Annotated in this window: 18 protein-coding genes; 4 read left to right on the plus strand and 14 right to left on the minus strand. The window is 39.4% G+C overall.

The genetic code is table 11. The features are described from left to right. Positions 1-6: 6 nt before the first annotated feature. The gene (locus AB1H92_RS09410; RefSeq protein ID WP_115360544.1) at positions 7-1,191 is read right to left on the minus strand and encodes an acetyl-CoA C-acetyltransferase; all 1,185 of its coding nucleotides are present in this window, start codon (positions 1,189-1,191) and stop codon (positions 7-9) included. A gap of 95 nt (positions 1,192-1,286) precedes the next feature. Between AB1H92_RS09410 and AB1H92_RS09415 the strand changes: the two genes are divergently transcribed. Beyond that, a complete protein-coding gene (locus AB1H92_RS09415; protein ID WP_115360543.1) occupies positions 1,287-2,195 on the plus strand; it encodes a hydroxymethylglutaryl-CoA lyase in 909 nt (302 codons plus the stop codon). A gap of 17 nt (positions 2,196-2,212) precedes the next feature. Further along, complete coding sequence (locus AB1H92_RS09420) at positions 2,213-3,133, plus strand: alpha/beta hydrolase (RefSeq protein WP_115360542.1); 921 nt, start codon at positions 2,213-2,215, stop codon at positions 3,131-3,133. A 120-nt stretch (positions 3,134-3,253) separates the two neighbouring features. Here AB1H92_RS09420 and AB1H92_RS09425 read toward each other — a convergent pair whose 3' ends face one another. The 6 genes from AB1H92_RS09425 to AB1H92_RS09450 form a co-directional block, all read right to left on the minus strand. Then, complete coding sequence (locus AB1H92_RS09425; protein WP_115360541.1) at positions 3,254-3,499, minus strand: YneF family protein; 246 nt, start codon at positions 3,497-3,499, stop codon at positions 3,254-3,256. A gap of 84 nt (positions 3,500-3,583) precedes the next feature. Continuing rightward, positions 3,584-4,033 (minus strand): sporulation inhibitor of replication protein SirA, encoded by a 450-nt coding sequence (sirA, locus tag AB1H92_RS09430; RefSeq protein WP_115360540.1) that lies wholly within the window; start codon positions 4,031-4,033, stop codon positions 3,584-3,586. 208 nt (positions 4,034-4,241) lie between these two features. Then, positions 4,242-6,248 (minus strand): transketolase, encoded by a 2,007-nt coding sequence (gene tkt, locus AB1H92_RS09435; protein ID WP_115360539.1) that lies wholly within the window; start codon positions 6,246-6,248, stop codon positions 4,242-4,244. A gap of 102 nt (positions 6,249-6,350) precedes the next feature. Beyond that, complete coding sequence (locus tag AB1H92_RS09440) at positions 6,351-6,584, minus strand: DUF896 domain-containing protein (protein ID WP_115360538.1); 234 nt, start codon at positions 6,582-6,584, stop codon at positions 6,351-6,353. Between the two features lie 145 nt (positions 6,585-6,729). Then, positions 6,730-7,386, minus strand: coding sequence for a recombinase family protein (locus AB1H92_RS09445; RefSeq protein ID WP_115360537.1), 657 nt, complete (start codon positions 7,384-7,386; stop codon positions 6,730-6,732). Further along, a complete protein-coding gene (locus tag AB1H92_RS09450; protein ID WP_115360536.1) occupies positions 7,383-7,700 on the minus strand; it encodes a LysM peptidoglycan-binding domain-containing protein in 318 nt (105 codons plus the stop codon). Before AB1H92_RS09450 ends, AB1H92_RS09445 begins: the two co-directional genes overlap by 4 nt. Before the next feature lie 212 nt (positions 7,701-7,912). On the opposite strand from AB1H92_RS09450, the gene lexA reads away from it, so the two are divergent. After that, the gene (gene lexA / locus AB1H92_RS09455) at positions 7,913-8,533 is read left to right on the plus strand and encodes a transcriptional repressor LexA (protein ID WP_115360535.1); all 621 of its coding nucleotides are present in this window, start codon (positions 7,913-7,915) and stop codon (positions 8,531-8,533) included. Positions 8,534-8,906: 373 nt separating this feature from the next. On the opposite strand, the gene AB1H92_RS09460 is transcribed toward lexA, so the two are convergent. After that, the gene (locus tag AB1H92_RS09460; protein ID WP_115360534.1) at positions 8,907-10,172 is read right to left on the minus strand and encodes a methionine gamma-lyase family protein; all 1,266 of its coding nucleotides are present in this window, start codon (positions 10,170-10,172) and stop codon (positions 8,907-8,909) included. A 202-nt stretch (positions 10,173-10,374) separates the two neighbouring features. On the opposite strand from AB1H92_RS09460, the gene AB1H92_RS09465 reads away from it, so the two are divergent. Beyond that, positions 10,375-10,980 carry a trimeric intracellular cation channel family protein gene (locus AB1H92_RS09465; protein ID WP_115360533.1) on the plus strand — a complete coding sequence of 202 codons (606 nt, stop codon included), beginning with the start codon at positions 10,375-10,377 and terminating at the stop codon, positions 10,978-10,980. Positions 10,981-11,021: 41 nt separating this feature from the next. Here the strand turns inward: AB1H92_RS09465 and hfq are convergent, their stop codons facing one another. From hfq to mutS, 6 genes are read right to left on the minus strand one after another with little or no spacing between them, the layout of a single operon-like run. Further along, complete coding sequence (gene hfq, locus AB1H92_RS09470; protein WP_115360532.1) at positions 11,022-11,246, minus strand: RNA chaperone Hfq; 225 nt, start codon at positions 11,244-11,246, stop codon at positions 11,022-11,024. A gap of 42 nt (positions 11,247-11,288) precedes the next feature. Continuing rightward, the gene (gene miaA, locus AB1H92_RS09475; protein ID WP_115360531.1) at positions 11,289-12,236 is read right to left on the minus strand and encodes a tRNA (adenosine(37)-N6)-dimethylallyltransferase MiaA; all 948 of its coding nucleotides are present in this window, start codon (positions 12,234-12,236) and stop codon (positions 11,289-11,291) included. After that, entirely contained in the window at positions 12,233-13,147 is a 915-nt protein-coding gene (locus AB1H92_RS09480) for an alpha/beta fold hydrolase (RefSeq protein ID WP_166739523.1), read from the minus strand. Before AB1H92_RS09480 ends, miaA begins: the two co-directional genes overlap by 4 nt. Further along, complete coding sequence (locus AB1H92_RS09485; protein WP_115360529.1) at positions 13,128-14,786, minus strand: glycerol-3-phosphate dehydrogenase/oxidase; 1,659 nt, start codon at positions 14,784-14,786, stop codon at positions 13,128-13,130. The genes AB1H92_RS09480 and AB1H92_RS09485 overlap by 20 nt, the downstream gene beginning before the upstream one ends. Positions 14,787-14,810: 24 nt before the next feature. Then, positions 14,811-16,706: a DNA mismatch repair endonuclease MutL gene (gene mutL / locus AB1H92_RS09490; RefSeq protein ID WP_115360528.1), complete on the minus strand. Its 1,896-nt coding sequence runs from the start codon at positions 16,704-16,706 to the stop codon at positions 14,811-14,813. 6 nt (positions 16,707-16,712) lie between these two features. Further along, positions 16,713-19,274, minus strand: coding sequence for a DNA mismatch repair protein MutS (gene mutS, locus AB1H92_RS09495; RefSeq protein ID WP_115360527.1), 2,562 nt, complete (start codon positions 19,272-19,274; stop codon positions 16,713-16,715). Between the last annotated feature and the right edge of the window lie 126 nt (positions 19,275-19,400).

Here is a 19,400-nt window from a genome sequence, read left to right on the forward strand (position 1 = left end):
TTTCATCTATGGTCTAGTGACAATTGTTGCGACCCCTTGACCTCCACCAATACAAAGTGTCGCAAGACCTGATTTCACATCACGACGCTTCATTTCATGAAGTAAAGTGACAAGTATTCTTGCACCACTAGCACCGATTGGATGACCAAGTGCAATTGCGCCGCCGTTTACATTTAATTTTTCTTGATCAAATCCAAGTTCTTTATCAACAGCTATCGACTGTGCAGCAAATGCTTCATTTGCTTCGACTAAGTCAATCTCACCGAGTGTCATGTTCGAACGTTCCAATACATTTTTCACCGCTTGGACAGGACCAATCCCCATGACAGATGGATCAACGCCGGCTCCAGCATTTGCGGCAATGGTTGCGAGTGGTGTGATCCCTAGCTCATCTGCTTTCTTTTTTGACATAATAACAAATGCCGCTGCACCGTCATTAATCCCAGATGCATTCCCTGCAGTGACGCTGCCGTCTCGTTTAAACGCTGGACGCAACTTGCCTAATTGTTCGGCTGTTGCTCCTTGACGAACATGCTCGTCCGTATTGAATATTTTAGGTTCTCCTTTACGTTGCGGAATTTCAACTTCTACAATTTCATCTTTAAATTTTCCCGCTTCAATTGCTTTCGCTGCTTTTTCTTGTGAACGTGCAGCAAATTCATCCTGTTCTTCTCGGGAAATTGCATAACGGTCGCATAGATTTTCTGCAGTTGTTCCCATATGATAATCATTGAATGCACACCATAAACCATCAGAAATCATACTATCAATCATTTTTTGATTGCCCATTTTAAAGCCTTCACGCCCATTTTGGATTAAATATGGCGCTTGACTCATATTTTCCATACCACCTGCAACAATGATATCCGCATCGCCGGCTACAATTGCTTGACGTGCTAAATGAACGGCTTTCAAACCAGAACCGCAAACTTTATTTATAGTCATAGCTGGGACCGTTTCAGGGAGCCCTGCTTGAATAGATGCTTGTCTAGATGGATTTTGTCCAATGCCCGCCTGTAAAACATTTCCCATAATAACCTCGTCCACTTTGTCTGCTTCAACACCTGCCCTATTTAAGGCTTCTTGAATTACCGTAGCACCTAACTCAACTGCGGATATATCTTTTAATGAACCTAAAAATGAGCCGATTGCAGTTCGCACGGCACTTACGATGACAACTTCATTTGACACTTTTTGTTCCTCCTAAGAAATTCTCTATTTAAAATATTCAGTTGCTTGTACATACACCCATTCCTTATAATAGAGAATAAGGAGGAGGGGATGATATGTTTATTTTACCAAAAAACGTGACAATAATCGAGGTAGGTCCACGCGATGGATTACAAAACGAACGAAATCTTGTTCAAACTCAAGATAAGCTTGCGTTTATTCAAGCACTTCAACATGCTGGTATTGAGGAAATGGAGCTTACTTCATTCGTTTCACCAAAATGGGTGCCGCAAATGGCTGATGCAAAAGAAATTGTTGAACAAAGTGAGCACATTGGAAGACAAATTGTATTAACACCAAATGCTAAAGGAGTAGAGCTTGCAATTGATGCCGGCGCAAAAAGTGTTGCATTTTTTGTAGGGGTCAGTAATTCTTTTAATCAAAAGAATATTAATCGTACAACTGCGGATAGCATGAGAGCGATTACACCTCTTATTCAAGATTTAAAAAGTAAAGACATTTTTGTTCGCGCATGTATTTCGACCGCTTTTTATTGTCCATACGAAGGAAAAATCCAACTAGAGGACGTTATTCAATTGTGTAAACAGTTCGTCGAATTAGGGGTAGATGAGCTAAGCGTCGCAGACACGATTGGGCAAGCAAATCCAGTTGAAAGTTACAATTTATTCTCCGCACTACTAAATGAGCTTCCGAATATACTAATAACAGCACACTTTCATGATACGCGTAAAATGGCGCTTGCAAATATTTTTGCTTCCCTGCAAGCTGGTATCCAACGATTTGATACGTCGGCTGGTGGGCTTGGTGGATGTCCGTTTGCGCCTGGTGCAACGGGAAATGTTGCGACTGAAGACGTCGTACATCTACTCGATTCACTTGGCATCCAGACGGGGATTGATATCGAAAAGGTATGTGAAGCTATTTCTCTTATTGAACCGCATGTTTCAAGGCCCATTGAAACTGGTATGTATAGACTGTACAAGTCAAGGTCAAAAACACAATAATTAGGAGGACATTTGTTTTGAAACGGCGAACGCTTTATATGACAAGTATTTTCTCGAGTGCAATCGCAGCGATCGTAACGATATTCGGCATCTTCTCGACAAACCGCCTAATGTATTTAAAATTGAAAGACCATGACATGATTGTACAACGAGAAGTATTGGCAAAACGCTTTGATGAAAAATGGTATGAAGCCGTTAATAAAGAAGAACTTTGGATACAATCTCCAAACGATTACTTATTGCATGCGATTTTCTTAAAACCTTTAGAGACAAATCGTACGGTTATTATTTGTCATGGTGTCACTGAAAGTAAAATTAATTCATTTAAATATGCACGTTTATTCGAAAGGCTTGGATTCAATTCAGTTATTTATGACCATCGAAGACATGGGGAGTCTGGTGGGAAAACGACGAGCTTTGGCTTTTATGAAAAGTCTGATTTAAAAGCAATCGTTCAATATATCCGGAATAGAATTGGCGAACATGCATTACTTGGCATTCACGGTGAGTCGATGGGCGCGGCTACAACTATTTTATATGCGGGTACATATGAAGATGAAGCAGACTTTCACGTTGTTGATTGTCCATTCTCTGATTTTACGGAGCAAGCCTTGCATGTATTGCGAAGAGAAACACCTTTTCGTACGACAATGGTGTTGCGAATTGCTAACTTGTTTTTGAAAATGCGTGATGGTTATACATTAAAGCTTATTTCGCCAAAAGAAGTCATTGCAAATGTCCAAAAACCTATGCTTTTTATCCATAGTCTAGAAGATGATTTTATTCTTCCCTACATGACAGAGGAATTGTACGAAAAGAAAATCGGTTCTAAAATGTTAAAGCTTTTTGATAAAGGTGCACATGCAAAATCGTTTAATGACAACCCTGAAGAATATGAAAAAACGGTACAAGAATTCCTTCAAAAGTTTGTGCTCTAATGAAATTCAAGAGCATCATGCCATGGGAAGCACTGGAATGCCCGCAGACAAAGATGCTTGAACAAATTATACTAGAAAAATAAACAACCCGTTGATTTTCTCAACGGGTCCATTTATTGCTTATTTCTTTTTTGACTTTTTGTCCTTCTTATCGCTCATTTTATTCATCTGATTCATCATCTGATTGATGCGCTTTTGTGAAGGTTTTTGCCCCATTTGCATCATCATCATTCGTAGCATATCCTCATTAATCGGCGGGTTCTCTTCCAAGTATTTCATCATATATTGACGTGCAATGAAAAATCCAAGGGCCACACCAGCTAATAGCGCGACGATGATGATTATTATCCACCAAATCGTTGCCATTCGCTATACCTCCTTCACTTCTGTTGTTCAAAAATACGGTTCCATGAAGGATTATACAACACTACGCGCGGATATACTACCATTTCATCGAAAAACTACTGCACTTTTATATTTTTCTTGTGTATGCTTAACAGGTTTCAACCATCCCCACTCACCTTGACCATTCATGATTGCGAAAAAACGTCTATCCGCTTCAGATAACGCGACGAATAAATCAAGATCTAGCATCCTAGAACCATCACATTTCACCGTTAATGAGTAGGGAGAAAATGTGATTAGAATCGTTCCTTTCACTGGATGTGTTAATTTATATTGTCCATTTTCTAGTCTTACTGTCGTGTATATCTCACCGAGCCTTGCAACAATCGCATGATCAACTGATTCCTGATCTACAATATCACATAGATAACGGACTTCCTGTAAATCATCACTACGATTTACATTTTCTTTCAATAAGTCATATAAGAGTTGCTCACGTCCAAGAATAAATTGTTCATACATTTCCTTAATTTTATAAATACCGTATGATCGCATATCCCCCACCCCCTACTACAGATGATACATACTCTTCTTTAAAAAGGCTGTCACACTGTGATGGATTCCTTCACTATTATCGTCGAATTTTGTCGGTAATTACAATAATCAGTCTTATCTGAATTCAGGTACTGAAAAAGGTATAATCTAATTCATTTCATACAAAAAAAGTTTCAATGCCGCCTGAACGACATTGAAACCTTTTATTTTACGCTTCTAGTAAAGCCTTTACTTTAGAGACAACATTTTCTACTGTGAAGCCATATTTTTCAATGACAATATTTCCTGGTGCGCTTGCTCCGAATGTATCGATTGCAAGAACATCACCTTCGTCACCTGTATATTTATGCCAGCCTAGTGACGCACCCATTTCGATACCTAGACGCTTTTTAACGTTTTTCGGTAGGACGCTGTCTTTATATGCTTGATCTTGTTTCTCAAACAGATCCCAAGACGGCATAGATACGACTGATGCATCAATACCTTCTTCCTTAAGCGCTTTTTGTGCTGAAACTGCTAAGTTTACTTCTGAACCAGTTGCTAATAAAATCGCATCCGCTTGATCTTTTGATGCAGGAGATACAACGTAAGCACCCTTAGAAACGCCTTCCATTGCAAGCTCAGCTGATTTTGGTAAAACATCAAGGTTTTGACGTGATAACACAAGTGCAGTTGGCGTTCTTTCCGAACTTACTGCCATTTTCCATGCAGCAGCTGTTTCATTCGCATCAGCTGGACGGATAACAGATAATCCTGGCATTGCGCGAAGTGCTGCTAAGTGCTCGACAGGCTCATGAGTTGGACCGTCTTCCCCTACTGCTACGCTGTCATGCGTAAATACGTAAGTTACAGGAACTTCCATTAATGCTGAAAGTCGAACTGCTGGACGTACGTAGTCACTGAATACGAAGAACGTCCCGCCGTATACGTGTAGACCGCCATGCAGTGCCATACCGTTTAATGCAGTACCCATTGCAAACTCTCTAACACCGAACCAAATATTACGTCCCGCGTAGTTTGCTGGTAGGAATGCATCTGAACCTTTAATCATTGTATTATTTGAACCTGCAAGGTCTGCACTTCCTCCAAATAATGCCGGGACAACTTCTGCAATTGCGTTTATTGCATCTCCAGAAGCTGCACGCGTTGCGAGGGATGTGCCTTCCTCATACTTTGGTAAAATGTCATCAAAGTTTTCTGGAAGTTTACCTGCGATCGCATCTTGCAATTCCGTCGCAAGCTCAGCATGTTCAGCTTGATAACTTTCGAATAACTCGTTCCATTGTTGTTCTTTCTCTAGGCCTAACTTAGTTGTCGCTTCTCGGAAACTTTCATAAACCTCTTCTGGAACATGGAAATCTTCTTCAAATGTCCACTTGTAATAGTCTTTTGTTAACTTCATTTCATCTTCACCGAGCGGCGCACCGTGTGAAGCAGAACTGCCGGATTTATTTGGAGAACCGTAACCAATCACTGTTTTAATTTCAATCATTGTCGGGCCGCCAACATTCTCTTTCGCTTCTTCAATTGCATTTGAAATAAGTCCAACGTTATTTCCATCTTCAACACGGATGTAATTCCAACCATATGACTCAAAACGTTTTTGAATATTTTCAGTGAATGACATATCCAAGTCGCCATCTAATGAAATGTCATTACTATCGTAAAGAACGATAAGTTTATTTAGTTGTAGGTGTCCTGCAAGTGAAATTGCCTCTGCAGCGACACCTTCCATTAAGTCCCCATCTCCACATAGTGCATATGTATAGTGGTCAACGACATCGAAACCAGGTTTGTTATATTTGGCCGCTAAATGTTTTTCTGCCATTGCCATACCAACAGCCATACCAATCCCTTGGCCAAGCGGTCCAGTTGTTGCTTCTACGCCATCTGTGTATCTGTATTCAGGGTGACCAGGTGTTTTGGAGTCCCATTGTCTGAAATTCTTAATTTCTTCCATAGGCAAATCGTAGCCAGATAGGTGAAGTAGGCTGTATAACAACATAGAGCCATGTCCAGCTGATAAAATAAAACGGTCGCGGTTAAACCACTGTGGGTTAGAAGGATTGTGATGCATGTGCTTTGCCCAAAGTGTATAGGCCATTGGCGCAGCCCCCATCGGCAGTCCTGGATGACCGGATTTCGCCTTTTCTATTGCATCAATTGAGAGTGTTCGGATTGTATTAATTGCAAGTTGATCAATTTGTTGAGTCATAATGAATGTACTTCCTTTCGCTTTTCAATCATTTACTTACTCTTACAGTTTAGACAAATTTCTGTGTAAAAACAATTTTAATGAAGTAAATCATAGATTTTATTACTGTTTGGATTGTCGATTTTTTGCTTGCTTCACTTTCTCCGGTGTTACATCATTACCTTCGGGATCGATGACTTGAACATTTTCAATCGTTTCCCGCATGTTAGAACGGAAAGATGCAAGATATTCTTGTCGCAGTTTGCTCTGCTCTTTCGCTTCTTCCATCGAAAGCCCCGACGTTTTGGATTTCTTCGATAGTTCATTAATACGGTTTATTTTTTCTTTTGATAACATATACGTTCCTCCATAAATTTAACATAACGAGTTAATTTCATAAATCTCACTTAATTATCTCACATTTCAGCAGTTTATTCATTCAGGAAAATAAAATGAATAACATAGTTAAAAGATATACAAAAAAAGCAAGAAGTGCAATGTTTCAGCCTTCCTGCTCCTCTATATATTCTCTATAACGTCTATGAACAGTTGCTTTACTTAAATCATGCCCTAATCCGTTCAATACACTCGTAATTTCTTCAAATGTAAGACCTTTATTGCGTAGTGAAACAATTTCACTCACTGGAACCTCAATCCGTTCACGGCCCTCGAGATTCCCTCTATTTTTGAGGTTCTTCTCGGGACGATACCCTTCTCTTACTGCGCGGCGCATCCCGCGTTTTATTTTGGCATTATGTATTTTCCTTTGATATTCTTCAACAAGCGCAAGGATTTCTAACAGCATTGTATCCATCTCATTTAATGAAATGGGACCACTATTATGATACGTAAAAATGTCAGTATTCGTTTTAGCTAATAAATGGTACACCGCCATTCTAGCATTTCCACGTCCTATACGCGTTTCATCTTGAATAAGGACTGCATCAACCTCATTTTTTTGTACATAATCTAGTAAATCTAACAAACCTTCACGTTCAATATCAAAACCACTATGCTGATCTGAAAACGATGCTTGTACATCAAAATTAAATTGCTCTGCCATATTTTGTAATTCTTCCTGTTGTCTGTCTAGTGATTGTTCTTGTGTTTCTTTTTCAGTACTCACTCGACAATAGATTACACAGCTTTTACTCTTCACTTTCCGTCCTCCAATGTGTTTGTTGCAATATCATTCAATTTAAATTCTTGTGGCGTCGCAGGAACACGTATTTTTTCCCCTACCTTTATCGTTGTGGATGACAGATTGTTTATCTTCACAATTTCATTTATCCATTTATCTGTAGGGATATTTTCCGCATACTTTTCAGAATACCCCCATAACGTATCACCCTCTGCAACTGTTAAATATTCATAAGTTACATCTTGTTCTAACTTCTTGATACCCGCCATCGTAAATATTATAAATAGCACCATAACAAATAGTATATAATTATATTTCTTTATGAAATTCAATGTAACTCCCCCTACTAAGAATACTTACTCAGAATACTTGTTCGGAATACCTGTTCTCATATTAGGATAGTTTTTTTCATTTGTCAATACTTTCGTTCGAACTAGCGTTTGTTTTTTTATACGAACGCTGTTATACTAAATTCAACGATAGAATTCATGTTCGAGTAGATTAATGCTCTGAATAGATGAAATAATTTAAAGAGGTGAATGAGATGACAAAGATTTCAAAAAGACAAGAAGCCATCATGGATTTCATTAAATCCGAAGTAAATCAAAAAGGGTATCCACCTTCTGTAAGAGAAATTGGCGCTGCAGTTGGATTAGCTTCTAGCTCAACTGTTCACGGGCATTTAGCACGCTTAGAAAGCAAAGGCTATATTAGACGTGATCCAACAAAACCACGTGCAATTGAAGTTTTAGATCCTGAAGGTCTAGAAGCGATTAAGCCGGGCGTTTTGCATGTTCCACTTATCGGAAAAGTTACAGCTGGACAACCGATTACAGCAATTGAAAATATTGAAGAATACTTTCCTTTACCTGAGTCATTCGGAACAAACGAAGATAATCTGTTCATGTTAGAAATTGTTGGCGATAGTATGATTGAAGCGGGTATTTTAAATGGCGATTACGTTGTTGTAAAACAAAAGAGTACGGCGGATAACGGTGAAATCGTTGTTGCCATGACCGAAGAAGAAGAAGCAACTGTTAAAAGATTTTTCAAAGAGAAAAATTACTTCAGACTTCAACCAGAAAACGCTTCGATGGACCCAATTATCGTCGACAACGTGTCCATTTTAGGTAAAGTAGTCGGCGTTTACAGAACGATTCATTAATCACCTAAAATAGTGTATGTGCCGTCTCAATTAAATAGCACCACAAAAAAGAGTTTAGGATATTCACCCTAAACTCTTTTTTTAATCGCTAACTTTTTCATGATCTCGTGTCGCATCTACCCGGCGGTTTCAGCTTTTCTTGTGATCCAGCTTCAGGCGTCAGATGCTCGGGTCATAAGTAAACTGACTATGTGGCAAAGATCGCCACGTCGTCAGTTTAGCTTATGCCTGTCGCATCTAATCGACGCCTTCAGCTTTTCTTGTGATCCAGCTTCAGGTGCCAGCCCTTCGAGTCGCTTCAACCCGCCAGTCAAAGTCAAAAAGCGACTTTGGCTGGCGGGTCTCCAGCGCTTGTCAGGGCTAACCGGCACCTTCAGCTTTTCATGATCAATCCTTCTTTGATTAGTTTTTCTGTTGAGGAAAGAACGGCTGCTTTTACGTGTTCGTATGTTAGGCCACCTTGTACGTATGCAGTGTATGGCGGTCTAATTGGGCCGTCTGCTGTTAGTTCAATGCTTGAACCTTGGATGAATGTTCCTGCTGCCATAATGACATCATCTGTGTAGCCCGGCATTTCCGATGGAACCGGTGCAAAATGAGCATTGATTGGGGAGTTTTCTTGAATCGTCTGGCAAAAAGCAATCATTTGTTCAGCATTCGCAAAGGACACCGATTGAATCAAATCTGTTCGTTCGGTCGTATAATGTGGTGTTGTCACAAGTCCATAGCTATCTAATAGCGCAGCCGTGAAAATTGCACCTTTGACTGCTTGACTGACGATATGTGGTGCTAGGAAAAAGCCTTGGTACATTTCAAGCAATGTATCTAATGAAGCACCCGCCTCTGCTCCTAATCCAGGAGAAGTCATTCGATTCGCACATAACTCAACAAGCGCTTCTTTCCCTGCAATATATCCGCCTGTTCTTACAAGTCCGCCGCCCGGATTTTTAATTAAAGAGCCCGCCATTAAATCAACGCCAACTTCAGTAGGTTCTAGTTCTTCAACAAATTCTCCGTAGCAATTGTCGACGAATACAATCACGTCAGGCGCTATCGCTTTTACTTTCTCGACCATTTCCTTAATTTCGCGGACCATAAAAGATGGCCGATCCGAATAACCTTTAGAACGTTGAATCCCAATTACTTTCGTTTTGTCGTGAATGTTTTTTTCAACTTCTTCAAAATCCACAGAACCATCTTCTAATAAGTCGATATGTTTGTATGTAATGCCGTAGTCAGCAAGTGACCCAGTATCTTTGCCATTACCACTCACAATAGAGTCAAGCGTATCGTAAGGTTTTCCAGTAATATATAATAACTCATCACCTGGGCGTAATACGCCAAATAAACTGATGGAAATGGCATGCGTTCCAGAGATGATTTGGTTACGTACGAGACAGCTTTCTGCACCAAAAGTTTCCGCATACACTCGCTCTAATACGTCACGTCCTTCATCATCATAGCCATACCCTGTTGATCCAGTTAAATGGAAATCACTAACACGGTTATTGCGAAATGCTGCCAGGACCTTTTTTTGATTTGCATATGAAATTCGTTCAATCTGTTTGAAATAAGGCGTGAGTTTTTCTTCAATTCCCTCTACTTTATTAGTTAAATTTAATTCTTCATTTAGATCCATAATGATTTTGCCTCTCTCTGTTGTATATTCATCTAATCATTTTATCAGTTTGTAGCAGTAGGTCAACGTTTCCTGCTTTTCATTCACTTTTCAATCGCGTAATTCTTTCGATTTTCTAAATACGATATTCTTTATAGTCAATTAGCGTATGTTATGATTAATCAAACAACAATGGAAATCCGTTCGAAATGGGGGATATGTGTTGGCTTGGGATGTCTTCAGTTTTATCGGTACAGTTGCATTTGCAATTTCTGGTGCGATTATTGCGATGGAAGAAGAATATGATTTGTTAGGTGTTTATATATTAGGGACGGTCACCGCATTTGGTGGAGGGGCCCTTAGAAATCTGCTGATAGGCCTCCCACCTACAGCCTTATGGAGTCAAGGATTTTTATTTCAAGTTGCCATAATTTCCATTACAATTATCTTTTTATTTCCAAATCATTTAATCACCCATTGGGAACGATGGGGCACCTATTTTGATGCAGTTGGCCTTTCAGCATTTGCTATACAAGGTGCTATGTTCGCTGTAGAATTGGAACTTCCAATTAGCGCGGTCATTGTTGCCGCCATTTTAACTGGTTCGGGTGGGGGCATCATTCGAGATTTACTTGCAGGCAGACGGCCATTAGTCTTTAAAAGAGAAATTTATGCTGTCTGGGCGGCTGTTGGGGGATTATTCGTCGGTCTCGGCTTATTTAACAATGATATTGCCTTATATCTTTTACTCGTAGTGATCACTTCTCTTCGAATTTTGTCTTTAATTTATCACTGGACACTTCCTGTCAAATCAATTGTTAATAAATAAAAAAGCGGAACTTGGTTTTTTAAGCCTAGTTCCACTTTTAGTTATTCTTCTAAGTCCATCGTAATTGTTTTTGTCGGTACATAAGTCGAAATAGCATGCTTATAAATGAGTTGCTGTTTGCCTTCCGTTTCTAGCAGGATCGTGTAATTATCATAAGATTTTATCAATCCTTTTAACTGAAAACCATTCATCAAAAATACGGTCACAAAAACATTGTTTTTGCGTAATGTGTTTAAAAAGACATCTTGCATATTCCCTTGTGTCATTGATATATTCCTCCCATTCCAATGTACTACTTGAGTTCTCCTCTATCTATTTCGCTGCAAAATTTGAAAATCCTTCAAAATAATTGAAATTTCTTTCAAAATTTCCTCTGTCCCTCGTTCAGCATCAAACCAAATAATATCAAGTTTATTTCTAAAGTAAGTCATTTGACGTTTTGCATAGTTACGCGTACTTTTTTTAATGGCTTCTACTGCATCTTCATATGACATTTTTCCTTCCAAATACCCTTGAAGTTCACGATACCCGATCGCCCGCATTGATTGGGTATCTTGAATGCCTTTTTGTAAAAGGTTGTCCACTTCATCTAGAAAACCTTGTTCCATCATCATTTCTGAACGCATATTAATTCGGTCGTAAAGAACTTCACGATTCATGTCTAAGCCAACGATTAAATGATTAAAGAGCGCTTGATTGCCAGCATTTTGTTCATGTTCATTTTTCGTTCTTCCAGTGACTTCGATAATTTCAAGCGCTCGAATGATGCGTCGATGATTATTCGGATGAATTTTCTCTGCACCTACCGGATCTATTCTGACCAATTTTTCATATAAATAGTCTGGCCCTAGTTCTTCTAACTCGTTTTCTAATCGACTTCGAACTTCAGGATCGGATGCTTCTTCTGTAAATCGAAAATCATAGAGGACAGATTGAATATATAATCCTGTTCCTCCAACAATAATTGGCAATTTTCCCCGGGCTTGAATATCTTTAATCCAACCTCTTACTTCTGCTTGGTATTCTGCTACCGAAAAACTTTCTGTCGGTTCTTTCGTATCAAACAAGTGATGCGGCACGCCGTCCATTTCGTCTTTCGTAATTTTTGCGGTACCAATATCAAACCCTTTATACACTTGTGTTGAATCGCCATTAATAATTTCCCCGTCAAGCAATTTAGCTAATTCAACACTCAGCGCAGTTTTACCTGAGGCAGTTGGTCCTACAATTGCCAGTACATCTAATTTATTTTTCATCTTTTTTCTATCCACTCCAACACAGCCTGAATGACTTCTTTCCGAGTTGAGTCCCCAAGGAGTTCATGTCTTCCGCCCTCGAATAATAATACAGTGACATCTTCAATTTTCGCTTTCTCATATTGCTTTGCAACTTTCCATAATGCTTTTCCGTTATTGCCCACTGGATCTTCTGTCCCACCAAATAATAAAATAGGTAGCCTTTTCGGTGTGCGTGCAATTTCCTTTGTATTATGGATAAGGCCTAGTCCTGAAAATAAATCAAGGAAAAATTGCGTCGTCGGAATGAATCCACAAAACTCATCATTTATATAAGTAAATACAAGCGTATTATTTTTTGATATCCAATCAAATTTAGTTGACGGTTTTTTAATCCCACGGTTGAAACTGCCAAACACGAGCGCGTCTAGTAATTTATTCTGCTGTGCATAACCGGCTTTTCTACCCATAATATGACCAATTGCTTGGCCGGCATAACGAGCGACTCCACCATCATCGCCAGTAGCCGAAAGGACAACTAAATCGACAAGATAGCCATATAATTGAATAAAACGTCTAGCAATAAAAGACCCCATACTATGTCCTAACAGTATAAACTTTCTTGTCGGGTACTCATCTTTCATAAAACTGATTACTTCATAGGCATCTTCGACAACTCGATTAAAACCGTTTTTATCAGCAAAATGGCCCCGTTTACCGTTCATTTCAGCTGTTCTTCCATGTCCTCGGTGGTCATGCCCAGTTACGATATAACCTTGTTTGACAAAAAAATCAGCTGATGACTCATAACGCCCACTATGCTCTTCCATTCCGTGAAGGATATGGATATGGCCGACTGGCGTTCCTTCTGGTTGCCGGCTATAGGCATACACCACTACGCCATCCGACATTTCAAGTGACCATTCTTTCATAAGGAGAATGCCCCCCTTTCGCAAATTGAATCTGTCCTTCAAGTTCATCTAAAAAAGTACTTTTTTCAAGTTCCGTATATGACAACAATTCTGCCATATAGTTCACAAGTGCCAATTTATATTGTTCAACTTTATCAATCTCAAAGTAGAGACTCCCTTTCCTGCGAATCAAATAATCGGACGGTGTTATTGCCATCTCATAATGGATTGCATATAACACTTCAACCCGCATAAGGAGTGGAAGGGGATTTTCTACATTTTTTAATACGTTCGCAAAAACCAATAGCTGATCTACATTAGTTCCATAAAAACTTGCAAGATAGTTACCTTCCGCTAAGGTTAAGCCATATAAAGTTGCTTCATGCATTTTACTGCGTAGGAATGAATGGAAATGTTCGGCATCATTAAATTCTCCACCCGACAATCGCAATTGTTCAGTAACAGCAGGAATGAATGGCTTTTTATCTAAGTAATGAACAACTTTATCGACAACTGTTTCAGCCATTTTACGATAGCCCGTTAATTTACCACCCGCTATGGTAATCAGACCGGTATCTGAGACCCAAATCTCATCCTTCCTAGAGATTTCCGATGGCTCTTTCCCTTCCGCGCTAATTAACGGACGAATGCCGGCCCACGTCGATTCAATATGCCAACGTTTTAATTGGATTGTCGAAAAAGCACATTGTACACAGTCAATCAGGTAGGCAATTTCTTCCTCGTTTGCTTTCGGCTCTAGCTTATCCCCATCGTAAAAAGTATCTGTCGTCCCTACGTACACCTTTTCTCCCCGTGGGATGGCAAATATCATACGGCCATCAGGCGCATCAAAATAGAGCCCCTGCCTTAAAGGAAAATGTACTTGGTCAATGACGATATGAATGCCTTTTGTATGAATAATTTTTTTATTGTCTAATAGGTCGTCTTGTTCTCGTAATTCATCTACCCAAGGGCCTGTTGCATTCACAATTTTGGCCGCTTGAATGTTAAGTCTATCTCCTGTAAGGATATCTGTTGCATACACACCTGTAATTTTCCCTTGTTCATACTGAAACTGTTCAGCTTTCACGTAATTTAAACAAATGACACCACGTTCAGCAGCCTTTTTTAATGTTTCAATCGTCAACCTAGCATCATCTGTTTGGTATTCTACGTAACAACCTGCACCTTGAAGGCCTTCACTTTTTAAGAAAGGTTCCTTCTCAAGCGCCTCTTCAGCGGTCAACATTTCTCTACGCTCATTCTTATGCACTTTTGCCAATAAATCATAAACATAGAGTCCTATAGAAGTGGAGCGTTTGCCAAATGTACCATCTTTATAAATCGGCAACAGCATCTGCATAGGTTCTGTAATATGGCGAGCATTTTGATAAACAATCTCTCGTTCTCGACCAGTTTCAGCGACCACTTTCACGTCTAATTGCTTTAAGTAACGTAACCCACCATGCACGAGCTTGGTAGAGCGGCTGGAAGTCCCGGCTGCAAAATCTTGCATGTCAATCAGCGCTACAGATAATCCTCGTGTCACTGCGTCAAGTGCAATGCCGGCTCCTGTAATACCTCCACCAATCACGAGTAAATCGAATGTATATTTATTGAGTATTTGTTTAATTTTCGGACGTTGTAGTGATGAGAACATGTCATTCACCCTTTCCAAAATCTCTTACATAACTCTTTTAAACATTTTTTCAATTTCATACGTCGTAAAATGAATTAAGACAGGTCTACCGTGCGGACAAGTGAAAGGATTTTCTGCTTCTCCTAAATCTTTTAATAAGATTTCCATATCTCGTAACGTTAAATGATGGTTCGCTTTGATGGAACGTTTACAGCTCATCATAATCGCTGCTTCTTCTCTTAATTTACCAATATCAACTTTTCGTGTGTGTAAAACTTGTTCGATGATTTCTTCAATAATCGCTGTTTCCTCTCCTGTAGGAAACCATGTTGGAAATTCACGAACGATATAAGAAGTAGGTCCAAATTCTTCCAAATATATACCTACGTCTTCTAGAACTTGTTTGTTTTCTTCAATCTTCACTTTTTCATCTGTTGAATAATGGAATTGTAAGGGTAGCAATAATAGTTGGCGTTCTTCATTTTCAGCTTGCTTTAATTTATCTCTAAAAAACTCATACTTAATACGTTCTTGGGCTGCATGTTGATCAATCATATAAAACCCATCTTCGTTTTGGGCAATAATATACGTGCCATGCACTTGACCGACCGGGAATAGCATCGGAAACTGTTTAGTAGATGAAATAACGGGTTCTTCATATTGTTCGTTTTCAGAGACTACTGGTTCTTCAGACTCCTGCACAACCCACTCATCTTCTGCATGCTCGACCTTTTCTGTCTTGTTATAAATCGGCTCTTGCTTTGGTAGAGGCGTTGTAGCTGTAGAAGATGGAATAGAAGGTACACTAGGTGGTTGATAGGCTTTACGCTCTATTGTACTAGTTGGTACGGGCTCTGTATTCTTTTCTATCTCTTGTTTTTCATTTTGGGCCCATAAACTTGTCTGTTCTGAGTTTTGTTTAGGTACTTCTTTTTTAACGGCTCCAGGAATTGTGACTTTTCCTCGAACGGCCTGTTGAATGGTCTCCTGAATTAACGTCAGTAATTCACTTTCTTTACTCATCCTGATTTGCTGCTTAGACGGATGAACGTTTACATCAGTTAAAAACGGATCGCCATCGATATTGATCACGGCAATCGGAAATCTGCCGATTGGTAAAAATGTGTGGAAGGCATCTAGAATCACTCGATTAATGGCATGGCTTTGTATCCATCTTCCATTGACAACCGTTGTCATATAATTTCTTGAAGCACGCGTCATCTCTGGTAATGTTACGAATCCGTGGATTGCATAATCTGCGTTTTCTCCTTTAAATGGAACCATCTTTCGCGCAACTGCCATTCCATAAATATCAGAAATGACGCGTAGCTGATCGCCGCTTCCAGTCGTTTGTAATAACGTTTGGCTATGATGGGTCAATTTAAAAGCGATATTCGGGTGACTTAAAGCCAATCGGTTTACAAGCCCAATTGTATGGCCCAACTCTGTTTGAATTGTTTTCATATATTTTAATCGCGCAGGTGTGTTGAAAAACAATTGTGAAACCGTCATGTCAGTCCCTTTTCGGAAAGCGGCTTTTTCATGTTTAATGAGTTGACCGCCGTCAATATGTACTTCTGTTCCAGTACTTTCTCCGTCAGATGTCCACAAGTCGATTTTAGATACGGACGCAATACTCGCAAGTGCTTCCCCACGGAATCCAAGCGTTCGAATGCGAAATAAATCATGCTCATTTGATATTTTACTCGTTGCATGACGTTCAAATGCTCGAACTGCATCTTGCTCTGACATCCCTTTTCCATTATCGGTCACGCGAATTTTTTGAAGCCCCGCTTCTTCTAGCGCGATTTCAATCACCGTACTATCCGCATCTATCGCATTTTCTACTAGTTCTTTTACAATTGAGGCGGGGCGTTCTACCACTTCACCCGCCGCAATTTTATTGGATAACATATCATCCATTACTTTAATAATATTCAAGTTCCATCACCTTTTCTCGGTTCGAAGCTTTTCCTGTAACTCCACAATATATTGCATCGCTTGAAGGGGCGTCATATTAATCACATCTTTAGTATTTAAATCCTCAAGAATTGCTTTTTCTTCATTTGTAATCGTCTGTTTTTCTTCACTAACTTCCTCAAAGAAGGCAAGTTGTTCAGGCTCTACAGTTTGAATCACGGTTGCATCAGCACTTTCAAATGTCTCCAACAATTCTTTTGCCCGGTCTAATAGTGAAGCCGGCAAGCCCGCTAAGTCGGCTACATAAATTCCATAACTCTTATCTGCCGCGCCTTTCATCACTTTATGAAGGAAAACAACTTTTCCGTCCTGCTCCATCGCCGCGACATGCACATTTTCCAGACGAGATAGTTGTTCATCGAGTGTTGTTAATTCATGGTAATGCGTAGAAAATAATGTATTCGCACCAATTTCATTATGAATATATTCCATCATCGCTTGTGCAAGTGACATGCCGTCATATGTAGAAGTCCCCCTACCGATTTCGTCAAATAACAGCAGACTATTTTCAGTCGCATTTACAATTGCATGTTGGGATTCCATCATTTCCATCATAAAAGTACTTTGACCAGAAGCTAAGTCATCTGCAGCACCGATTCTCGTGAAGATTTGGTCTGTCACAGGTAAGGTAGCACTGTCGCAAGGTACATAACAGCCAATTTGTGCCATGACAACCGTTAAAGCCACTTGCCTCATATACGTACTTTTACCCGACATATTCGGTCCAGTAATCAACAGCATATTCGCATCTTCTGCTAATACACAACTATTCGGGACGTATAGAGAATGGTCCATCATTTTCTCTACTACTGGATGGCGCCCATTCTTTATTTCTAATGCCTTACTATCGTGGAATACTGGTTTCACATAGTTTCTTTTTTCAGCAACCTCAGCAAATGAAAGTAGTACATCTAATTCACTTAATACAGAGGCAAGTTGTTGAACTTCCGGAATATATGGTTTTAGTTGTTCACGTACATGACTAAACAAGTCATACTCAAGCTCAAGGCCATCTGCTTCCGCATTTAAAATCAAATCTTCCTTCTCTTTCAATTCCGAAGTGATATAACGCTCCGCATTCGCAAGCGTTTGTTTACGTTCATAACGTTCGAGATCCACTAAATGAATATTAGACTTTGTAATTTCAATAAAATACCCGAATACTCGATTATACCCGATTTTCAAGTTTTTAATGCCCGTTTTCTCACGTTCAACTTGCTCTAATTCCGCCAGCCATTGTTTTCCATTTCTTGAGGCGTCACGATATTCATCTAGCTTTTTATCATATCCATCTTTAATTACGCCGCCTTCTTTTACTGTTATCGGCGGATTTTCAGCAATTGATTTTTCTAGTAATGCGGTTGCGTCTTCACAAAGGTTAATTCTTGTTGCAAACTCTTCAAGAAGAGGTTTCCCCGAATGTTCTAATGCGTTTTTTATTTCAGGGACTCTTCTAAGTGAATTACGAAGTTGCGCTAAATCTCGACCGTTTACAGAACCCATCGAAATACGACCCGCTAATCGTTCTAAATCATATACTTCTTTTAAAGACGTTTTTAGATCATCACTTAAAAAGAATTCTTCAAGTAATTCCGTAACGATATCCAGACGCTTTTCAATTTCTTTTCGGTCTGCTAAAGGCTGATGAATCCACATTTTTAATTTTCTTGCGCCCATCGCAGTCACGGTTTCGTCTAATAGCCAATAAAGTGTTCCTTCTTTTGTGCCTGTTCGGATGGATTGCACAAGTTCTAAATTTCGCATTGAGTTCGCATCAATTGATAGTTTCGCATTTTTTCGAATAAATTCAAACGGCCTGATATGATCAAGGGATGTTTTTTGTGTTCGCTTCACATAAGAAATGAGTCTGCTACACGCTTCCACTACATTCCCTGGTATATTTTCTGATAGTTCTACTGTTTCTTCATTATGTTCAATGGAAAGTGCAATATTTCGATTTGCCATACTGTCGCTAAGTGCAATATGGAGACTTTCATCAACGACTATTTCTTTCATACCGAGCGCTTCAATTTCAGATATTAACGTACGTTCATCGCCCTCAACATATTGAACTTTCCCTTCTCCTGTCGATAAATCAAGATAAGCAAGGCCATAGTACGTATCATCAACAATATTGGCCGCACCAATAAAATGGTTCGTATTCGTATCAATACTTTTTCCTTCTGTGATTGTTCCTGGTGTGACTATACGCATCACTTCTCTTCTAACAATCCCTTTTGTCGCACGAGGATCTTCCGTTTGTTCACAAATGGCTACTTTATAACCTTTTTGAACTAATGTTTCAATATAACCGGCAGCAGAATGATAAGGCACACCACACATCGGTATTCTGTCACCTTCTCTAGCATCCCGGCTTGTTAATGTGATTTCCAAAATTTGAGATGCCTGAATCGCATCATCAAAAAATAATTCATAAAAATCGCCCAGTCTAAAAAACAAAAAAGAGTCCTTATGATTTTCTTTTATATTTAAATATTGTTGAATCATTGGTGTATAAGCTGTTGTCATTATGTACCTCACTATAAAGTCATGTTTTATTCATTATATCAAAATTCCAATGGATTTAAAGAAAACCCGGGGATTGGCTAGATAATCCAATTTATCGTTGAAATAGAAAAAAGCCGGAAAGTCCGG

The sequence above is a fragment of the Sporosarcina pasteurii genome (assembly GCF_041295575.1).
In the GTDB taxonomy this organism is placed as follows: domain Bacteria; phylum Bacillota; class Bacilli; order Bacillales_A; family Planococcaceae; genus Sporosarcina; species Sporosarcina pasteurii.